Origin of the sequence: Okeania sp. SIO2F5 (assembly GCF_010692685.1) — a bacterium.
Classification (GTDB): domain Bacteria; phylum Cyanobacteriota; class Cyanobacteriia; order Cyanobacteriales; family Microcoleaceae; genus Okeania; species Okeania hirsuta.
Window position 1 is genome coordinate 1 of the sequence record NZ_JAAHGU010000049.1, and the last position, 9,207, is coordinate 9,207.

The window sequence follows — 9,207 nt, forward strand, 5'->3', positions numbered from 1 at the left end:
TACATCTCAATTTTGAATAAAGCCAAAATTTTATTGCTTTTAGGCAACAGGCAATAGGGAATAGGGAATATATAGGAAAAAAGTATTTTGCAAATATGAGATGCACCCCATTTTATTGAGTAGGGGAATTCAAGGAGTGGGATTAATTCCGGAATCACAGTTTCAGAACCTATTTTACCCAAAGCTTCTGCTGCATTCCAGCACACATAAGAGTCTTCGTATTCAAGGAGTGAAATTAATCCTGGAATCGCAGTTTCTGAACTGCTATGCTCATCAGAGTCTGACTTTTTTCGGAGTTGAATTAACGCCTCAATCGCAGTTTCCGAACCGATTTTACTTAGAGCAAACGCTGCACGACTACGCACATAAGAGTCTGAGTCTTCTAGAGATTGAACCAACTCCGGAATCACAGTTTCAGAACCTATTTTACCCAAAGCTTCTGCTGCTCTCCCACGCACAAAAAAGTTAGAGTGTTCTAGGAGTGGAATTAACCGCCGAATAGCAACATCCGACTTTGTTAACCCTGCCAACTTAACCTTCACCAACACAGGCAACTCCAACCGCTCAACCTCCACAAACGCCAGCTCCTGAAACTTCCCTTGCACCTGTCCCACCAACCTCGCTCCCAAAAACCAATCTACCTCCAACGCCAACCTTACCACCTGCACCGCTAACGCCTCATTCTCCACCAACCCCAACATCAACGCCACTACTTCCGTCCACTTCAAATAATTCAAATAATCCCACTGCAACTCATAGTCACTCAAACCAGACAACAGTGACAACAACCTTTCCGCCACATAATACTCCTGCAACAACTGATGGCGAAACGAAATCTGACCATCATCTCCCACCTGAATCAAATGATGCTCCAATAAATCCTCCAACCAACGCATCGCACAGTCAGTCGGAGCTACCACCTCCCCTCGCAAAAACTCCGTCAACACCTCCTCAGCTTTTGGGCGAGAAATAGCAACCATAATCTCAGTTTTCGACTCCCCATTCGTCATCACCCACGCCAACTCCTGCAATAACCTATCCCACCAAAGTCTTGAACTTTCATCAACCGGAACATCCTGCTTGAGGCGACCACTATAAGTCTGAGTAAAACTCCGAAACACCAACCCCAGATTAGCAGGTATTACTTTATTATAACCAAACACCGAACACAACATCAACAAAAACATCGGAGTTTCCCCCAACTCCCGCAACCTCCCCTGCAACTGCTGCCATAATTTTTCACCATCAAAAGGCAAATAAGCACAGACAAACTCCTGCATTTGAGATTCCGTCATAGGTAGCATTTCCAACCTTTTCTCAATCCCCAAATCTCCCCCCAGACTCAAATCTCGCGTCGTAAACACCATCGCAGTTTTGGGGTAGTCTTGCCGAAAAATTCTTAAGAGTTGTCGTGCCGCTTCCGATGCCATCTCGTTAAACCCATCGAAGAGCAGCAAAAATTCACCTTGACGGAGCAAAGTTTCTAGAGTTGCTGTATCTATATTTATGGTGGGGTGGTGTTTGTGGATAAATGCTTGAATTCTGGAAAGTACAGAAGTTTGACTGTAGCGGAGTTCGATGAGGATGGGAATTTTGGGTCGATCCCCCCCAACCCCCCTTTCTAAGGGGGGAGTTTTTCCTGTTTCCTCTCTTCCCAAAGGAGTTTCTTTTGTTTCTCCTTCATCCTTCTTTTGAAAGGCAGGAGTTTCTCTTGTTTCCCCTGTTCCCAAAGGAGTTTCTCTTGTTCCCCCCCTTGAGAAGGGGGGACTAAGGGGGGATCTCAATTTTTCTGCTTCCTCCAACAGCGGAGTTTCTCTTATTTCCGTGCTTCCCAAGGGAAGACCAATAGAGGATCTTAATTTCTCCGCCTCCTCCAACAATAATCTGGCCAAAGCAGTAGATTTTCCCGATCCTGGTCTTCCCACCAATAGAACATGATTAGGAGCATATTTGCGCAAACCCTCCAAAACCGTCAACCGTTCAATTTTCTCTTCTGGACGTTCCCTCTGTTTCTCTTCCGACTCAACAGTTTGTACCATCAAACCTAAATCCAACAGTGGGGAAATATTTTGCCGTTGCTCCAGAGGCTTTTTTCCCGCCACATCCGTCAGAGTATAAACCTCCCACCATTTGGCATAGTCCCGACAGACTGATTCTAGATAGGGTATCCAATTAATCATAAAAGTCAAAAGTTAGAAGTTAGAAGTCATACCAAATATAAGTTAATTAAAATATAATAGTGGCTTTGTTGCATGAAAGTGCTAGAAGCATTATAACACAAGGGTTTATCAAGAAAATCTATAAATGAGAAAGTGCTGCTCTGTAAGAGTTTCAGGATATTAGTGCAACAAAACCTATAATAGTCAAGAAAACTATAGAGCGATCGCGGTTTCTATTTATAGCTCATCCCTTAAAAGTTAAAATTAATCAAACAGTTTCCGAACTTGAAAAGCATTTAGGTAAATCAATAACAGCTAGAGAACGAGAACGAATACAGATGATTTACTGGCTAAAAACCAATCTAGTATCGACTCGCCCAGAACTGTCCAAGCTACTAGGTCGCCATGAATCAACTATTACACCTTGGATCACACTTGATCGGGGTTTGCACATTATGGAATGATTAGGCCAAAAATTAGTTTAGACTTTGAGTAAAAATCTCCAAAAAGAGGCAGTAGGCAGCTTTGCTGTAGGCAGTAGGGAACCCACCCCTCGCCCCTCCCAGGAGGGGGAGGGGAAATAATTGATAATTTATGTGTGAGAATTGATTTTATTTTGGATTTTTACCAGATGTCTATTTTAGCAATTGATTAATCCAAAATCCTGTTCATCAAAAATCTAAAATCATTTGTCACTGTGCAACGCCCTTGATCGAGTGGGAAAACTAGAAAAGCTGTTAGAAGTAAAAAATACACCATGGGAGCACCCACATTTAAGTTAAGATCCTAAGAGGTTGTTTGTAAAGAATTATGGGTAGTCCTGCATGGGTTTTGGTGAAGATATATATTTTTTAATTTCTCCCATACTCCCCATCCCCCCATCTCCCCATACTCCCCTCCTGGGAGGGGTTAGGGGTGGGTCCCCATCTCCCCACACTCTCTCTACCATTACTATGCACCACCACCGAATTATGAAGTGTTTTTACCCCTGGCAAATTGGGTATTTCAGCCTATAAATCTGGGATAAATAACCAAGTTGTTACAGTTTAAAGGTCAATCATTGTATATTACAAAACTTTACAAACAGTCTCTAATATTTAAGTTAAGATGTTAATATTATACATATCAGGGTTAAAAACTAAAAAATTTATTCTATTCTTACAGTATTTGGGACTACTCATTAAAACTGTGAGTAAAAGTTAACCTCAAAACTACAAAAGATGTAGTTGGCAGAAAGCTTCTAGGCTATGAAAGTCACATTATGGTGCATGGCTGCTCATAAAGTCTAACGAGGTAAGTCAAAATGATTCGCGATCTGAGTCAAGTTTTGAGAAGGATTTTGGAAGATTCGAGACTATCGTCCAGGTTTCCAGAATTGGCGGAAGCCCAGATTTCCTTTGAGCGTCCGTCGGAAACTTTTAGTCCTGGGCAAACCACTGTTAATTTATTTCTGTACGACATTCGAGAACACCTAGAACTGCGCAGTAATGAACCAAGTATCGAAATGCGAAGTGGGCAAGCTATCATTCATAATCCACCAAAACGCATAGCCTGTTCTTATTTGGTTACAGCTTGGCCCGTTGGCGGGGAAGAATTACCCCTGCAAGAACACCGATTACTTAGCCAAGTGCTGCAAGTATTCTCAGCCTATCCAACTATTCCAGAAATACCTTTTTTACAAAACACCGGACTGGCAGAACAAGAACCACCTTTACCATTGGTAACTGCTCAAGTCGATGGAGTGCAAAGTGTGGCTGAACTTTGGACGGCGTTAGGTAATCAATTACGTCCTTCAATCACAGTTACAGCAACCCTTTCTATTAAGGAACTGTTTGAGCCAGATCCCACCCCCATTGTTATTACTCAAGATCTACAATTAGGTGAGCGAATTTCACCATCATCAGAACAACTGGTGCCTGGCACCGAACAAAGATTTTTCCGCATTGGTGGACAAGTTACGGATGCTGAAAATCAACCTGTGGTGGGTGCAACAGTTATTTTAGTTGAACCTAATCTTACTGCAGCCACTGATGGAAATGGACAGTACAGCATAGGGGCAATTCCTGCTGGTGCTTATACTTTGAGGGTGCAGTTAGGAAGTTTATTACAGGAGGTTAATATTACTGTTCCAGTAGAAAACACAGAAAGTAATTACAACGTGGAGTTACAGCAGTAATTTTCGTGATAATCAAGGAGAAAATAGTATGCCACAATATCTCTCCCCAGGAGTTTATGTTGAATATGTGCCACCCGCTTCCCTACCCATTGCTGGTGTTGCAACCAGTATCGCTGGGTTTATTGGTGTGGTAGCTGATGATGTTACAATGCCACCTCGACCAGGACAGTTTTACTTTCAATTTCCATCTCAATTCCAACTTGATCAAAACGGTAATCCTAATTTAAATGCTCAGGGTCAGCCTGATAGTCTTTTAGATAGCGAGAGTAATCCTATTCCTGTTTTAGTTAAGAACAAAGAAGGTAAACCGGCTTTCTCTGAGGATGATGAAGGAAATCCTGTTCCTCTTGTAGATGAAAATGATATCCCTTTTGTTTTAGTTAAGGATGATGAAGGAAATCCTGCTCTAGTGAAAGATGGTAGTTATGTTTTAGTCGAGGAAGATGGGAAACCTAAGCCTGTGCTCTATGATGTCGCTGATGCAGGTGAACCAATATTAATTACCAGTTGGGAAGAGTTTAAAACTAAGTTTGGCGATTTTCAAGAGGGCAATAAAATCTTAGCCCATGCTGTATATGGTTTCTTCTTCAATGGAGGTACTCGTTGTCATGTGCTGCGGGTTGCTCCTTCACAAGAAGATCCTCCTGTCCCCCCTCTCAACAACCCTAGTGATGAGTTAGAGAAGTTTGAACCAGTTGATGAAATTACAATTGTTGCCGTACCTGGAGCAGTAAGTGACATTCAACATAATGCTATTATAGCTCACTGTGCTAAAATGGGAGACAGAGTGGCTATTTTAGATGGCGATCAAAACCAAGGACCAGGTAGTGTAAGCGGTATTCGTCCTGTTGGTCGGAGTCAGCAAGCTAGCTATGCGGCCATTTACTATCCTTGGATTAAAGTCTTCGATCCAGTTAGCGAAGCACCGGATATAATACCTCCCAGTGGTCATATTGCTGGAATCTATGCTCGCAATGATGCAACGCGGGGGGTATTTAAAGCACCTGCTAATGAAGTTATTGTTAATGCTCTCGATGTCAGTCGTCCCATTAGTAAAGCACAGCAGGATGGTTTAAATCCAGAAGGGATTAACGTGATTCGTTCTTTCAAAGGCACAATTAAAGTCTGGGGAGGGCGGACAATGGCAGATGATGCTAATGCAGATTTTCGCTATATCAGTACCCGTCGCTATTTCAATTACTTAGTGGAATCTATTAATGATGGGACGCAGTTTGCTGTCTTTGAACCTAACGATCTAGGACTGTGGCAACGGATTAAACGGACAGTAGGGGACTTTCTGTTAAATGAATGGCGCAGTGGGGCATTATTTGGAGAAACACCGGATAAAGCTTTCTTCGTTAAATGTGACGCAGAAACTAATCCCAAAGAAGTCAGGGAGTTAGGACAAGTTGTTACCTTGATTGGGGTAGCAATTGTCAAGCCAGCGGAATTTGTTATCTTCCGTATCCAGCAAACGGCTGGCGAGTAGTAATCTGTTGAACCAACAAAATAAGGAGATTTAGTCATGCCAAGAGTTGATCCGTATAAAAACTATCGTTTCCTCATGGAGATTGATGGCATTGTTCAGGCAGGATTTTCTGAATGTAGTGGTTTTGGTTCTGAAGTGGAAGTCGTTGAATATCGTGAAGGTGGAGACGATGCTACAGTGCGTAAACTGCGAGGAAAAGCAAGTTACCCTGACATTTCCCTTAAATGGGGAATAACAGATTCCCGTGAACTCTATGACTGGCACTTAGCCGCAGTCAATGGACAGATTGAACGTAAAAATGGTTCCATCATTCTGCTTGATGATACAGGACAGGAAAAAGTACGCTGGAACTTCTTCCATGCCTGGGCGAGTAAGTATGAAGCACCAAGCCTGGATGCCAAGGGAAGTGATGTTGCTATTGATAGCCTAACCGTAACTTGTGAACGTCTGGAGCGAGCATAAAAAGAGTGTGGGAAGGGTGGGGAGTGTGGGAGGTGTGGGGAGACTTGCTAATGGTTGAAAATAGAACACTTTTTTTTACCAAATTAAGCGGATTTGATATGATATGATAACAAGATTTTTAGGTAAGTGCTTATGCAAAATTAATTGCACATTACTATTATATATCTCCAATCTTATCCAGAGATTATCAATTCTTTCTTCCTGTTCCCTGTTCCCTGTTCCCTGTTCCCTCTTATGAGTCTATAAAATCTTACTTTTGACTTTTGAATTCCGTGAAACGGTATGAGTATTCCTGAGCAAACAGCCATGCTGCAAACTGAGTATGAGTTTACATTACCAGCAGGTTACGTGGACAAAGAGGGGAATTTACATCGGGAAGGGATAATGCGACTGGCAACTGCTGCCGATGAAATTATACCCCTGAAAGACCCTCGTGTACAATCTAACCCAGCCTATTTAATTGTCATTCTGCTATCTCGGGTTGTAACCAGACTAGGTTCCGTAGAAGTGATTAATCCTAAAGTGATTGAAGGATTATTTGCTTCTGACTTATCCTATCTACAGGATTTGTACAATCGCATTAATGGCAATGGAACGCGATCGCTCCAGATAATCTGTCCTCACTGTGAAAAGGATTTTACTGTGGAGCTGGATCTATCGGGGGAATTTTAGGCTACCCCCTAGACCAACTCCATCAGGAGGTAGCCTATCTGGCATATCACTTCCATTGGCACTATGAATCAATCATGGTAATGGAACACAGGGAAAGGAGACGGTGGGTTGAGGAAGTTGCCCAGATCAATAGGCGTTTGAATGCCCAAACTGGACAGATAGAGTTTACCTAAAGGCTAAGAGAATTAGCGATCGCGATTCAACAGCTTACTATTGGTACTTTTAAGATGGAAGATTATCCTTTACACCCTTCTAATAATCCAAGTAGTTTAACCTTGGGCAAACGTATACAGCGACGAGTGGTTGAACCTGCTGGGGTAATTAATACCCAGCAGCTACATTGCCATTACCAAGCTACTCAAGGAATGACTGGACGACTTGTACAAAGGTTAGGGTTACCGGAACAGGTGAAATTTCGCTATGGTTCTGGAGTTTTGCAACCAACAGCAATAATTCAACGTCTTCAGCGACAGCGCACGGAATCAGCTAACGTTCTTAATCAGCAATTTCCAGCAACTCCTGACGCTCACTCAGCAATGGGAGAAATGGTTCAACGTTCTATACCGCCTCAATCAAGGCAGTTTCAGAATAGTAGGGAGATTCAAGGGAGAAGCCATAAGAAATTAGGCAGATATCACACAAATCCCCTGCAGCCATCTATAACCCAGAAAGCAACGGCAATGACAAAACCAGTGGAAAAAAAACCACAATCTGACACCTCTGTTGTGAAGACAAGTAGGGGAGAAACAAACCAACCATTTCGGATTAGTCGCAAAGCAACTGTTTCAGAAGTTAATGCCAGTAATCTAGGAGCGAAGGTTGAAGCTGAACCTCACTCCCAAAAGGAGCTGGATTTGCCTCTTCCCAAAGCTACTAACCAATTATCGGCAAGTACGGTTCAAAGGAAAGCGGATACTTCTGTTAATCCCAATAGTTTAGTAACTGCAACCCAGCCAAAAACTAATTTACCTCTGGTTAAAGGGATTATTCAAACTAAAGCAGAAGATTTTAACCTAACTTCAATCGTACCAAAGACTGATTCTGGAAAACGGCAAGTAGATACTCATTCAAATTCTCATCCTACAGTAACTGAAACTCAACTTCAAACCAGTAGAGCTTCCCTACCTGCCTCCCCTGAAACATCTGGTAATTTTCGGATTAGTCGCAAAGCAACTGTTTCAGAAGTTAATGCCAGTAATCTAGGAGCGAGGGTTGAAGCTGAACCTCACTTCCAAAAGGAGCTGGATTTGCCTCTTCCCCAAGCTACTAACCAATTATCGACAAGTACGGTTCAAAGGAAAGCAGATACTTCTGTTAATCCCAACAGTTTAGTAACTGCAACCCAGCCAAAAACTAATTCACCTCTGGTTAAAGGCATTATTCAAACTAAACCAGAAGATTTTAACCTAACTTCAGTCGTACCAAAGACCGAAAGTACGGTTCAAAAAAAAGCGGATACTTCTGTTAATCCCAACAGTTTAGCGACTGCAACCCAACCAAAAACTAATCCACCTCTGGTTAAAGGCATTATTCAAACTAAAGCAAATGAGGAGCTATCCACTGATAATTTTCGGATTAGTCGCAAAGCAACTGTTTCAGAAGTTAATGTCAGCAATCTAGGAACGAGGGTTGAAGCTGAACCTAACTCCAAACAGGAGCTGGGTTTGCCTCTTACCCAAGCTACTAACCAATTATCGACAAGTACGGTTCAAAGGAAAGCAGATACTTCTGTTAATCCCAACAGTTTAGTAACTGCAACCCAGCCAAAAACTAATTTACCTCTGGTTAAAGGGATTATTCAAACTAAACCAGAAGATTTTAACCTAACTTCAGTCGTACCAAAGACCGAAAGTACGGTTCAAAAAAAAGCGGATACTTCTGTTAATCCCAACAGTTTAGCGACTGCAACCCAACCAAAAACTAATCCACCTCTGGTTAAAGGCATTATTCAAACTAAAGCAAATGAGGAGCTATCCACTGATAATTTTCGGATTAGTCGCAAAGCAACTGTTTCAGAAGTTAATGTCAGCAATCTAGGAACGAGGGTTGAAGCTGAACCTAACTCCAAACAGGAGCTGGGTTTGCCTCTTACCCAAGCTACTAACCAATTATCGACAAGTACGGTTCAAAGGAAAGCAGATACTTCTGTTAATCCCAACAGTTTAGTAACTGCAACCCAGCCAAAAACTAATTTACCTCTGGTTAAAGGGATTATTCAAACTAAACCAGAAGATTTTAACCTAACTTCA

Annotated in this window: 9 protein-coding genes; 7 read left to right on the top strand and 2 right to left on the bottom strand. The window is 42.1% G+C overall.

From position 1 onward, the window contains the following. Window positions 1-2,180 (bottom strand): NACHT domain-containing NTPase (locus tag F6K27_RS16760; protein WP_287300893.1); only part of this gene is annotated, 2,180 nt, incomplete at its 3' end. A gap of 317 nt (window positions 2,181-2,497) precedes the next feature. On the opposite strand from F6K27_RS16760, the gene F6K27_RS16765 reads away from it, so the two are divergent. Then, window positions 2,498-2,623 carry a hypothetical protein gene (locus F6K27_RS16765; protein WP_287277470.1) on the top strand — a complete coding sequence of 42 codons (126 nt, stop codon included), beginning with the start codon at window positions 2,498-2,500 and terminating at the stop codon, window positions 2,621-2,623. Window positions 2,624-2,967: 344 nt separating this feature from the next. On the opposite strand, the gene F6K27_RS16770 is transcribed toward F6K27_RS16765, so the two are convergent. Beyond that, the gene (locus tag F6K27_RS16770) at window positions 2,968-3,108 is read right to left on the bottom strand and encodes a hypothetical protein (RefSeq protein ID WP_161564557.1); all 141 of its coding nucleotides are present in this window, start codon (window positions 3,106-3,108) and stop codon (window positions 2,968-2,970) included. 354 nt (window positions 3,109-3,462) lie between these two features. Between F6K27_RS16770 and F6K27_RS16775 the strand changes: the two genes are divergently transcribed. The 6 genes from F6K27_RS16775 to F6K27_RS16795 form a co-directional block, all read left to right on the top strand. Next, complete coding sequence (locus F6K27_RS16775; RefSeq protein ID WP_287277469.1) at window positions 3,463-4,335, top strand: Pvc16 family protein; 873 nt, start codon at window positions 3,463-3,465, stop codon at window positions 4,333-4,335. A gap of 28 nt (window positions 4,336-4,363) precedes the next feature. Then, a complete protein-coding gene (locus tag F6K27_RS16780) occupies window positions 4,364-5,824 on the top strand; it encodes a phage tail sheath subtilisin-like domain-containing protein (RefSeq protein WP_287277468.1) in 1,461 nt (486 codons plus the stop codon). A gap of 36 nt (window positions 5,825-5,860) precedes the next feature. After that, complete coding sequence (locus F6K27_RS16785) at window positions 5,861-6,286, top strand: phage tail protein (RefSeq protein ID WP_287277467.1); 426 nt, start codon at window positions 5,861-5,863, stop codon at window positions 6,284-6,286. Window positions 6,287-6,568: 282 nt separating this feature from the next. Then, window positions 6,569-6,958, top strand: a complete 390-nt coding sequence (locus F6K27_RS16790; RefSeq protein ID WP_353736002.1) for a phage tail assembly protein — start codon at window positions 6,569-6,571, stop codon at window positions 6,956-6,958. Next, window positions 6,952-7,131 (top strand): DUF6760 family protein, encoded by a 180-nt coding sequence (locus F6K27_RS33700; protein ID WP_124145298.1) that lies wholly within the window; start codon window positions 6,952-6,954, stop codon window positions 7,129-7,131. The genes F6K27_RS16790 and F6K27_RS33700 overlap by 7 nt, the downstream gene beginning before the upstream one ends. Window positions 7,132-7,185: 54 nt before the next feature. Then, on the top strand, window positions 7,186-9,207 hold a 2,022-nt coding region (locus F6K27_RS16795; RefSeq protein WP_287277466.1), incomplete at its 3' end, for a hypothetical protein.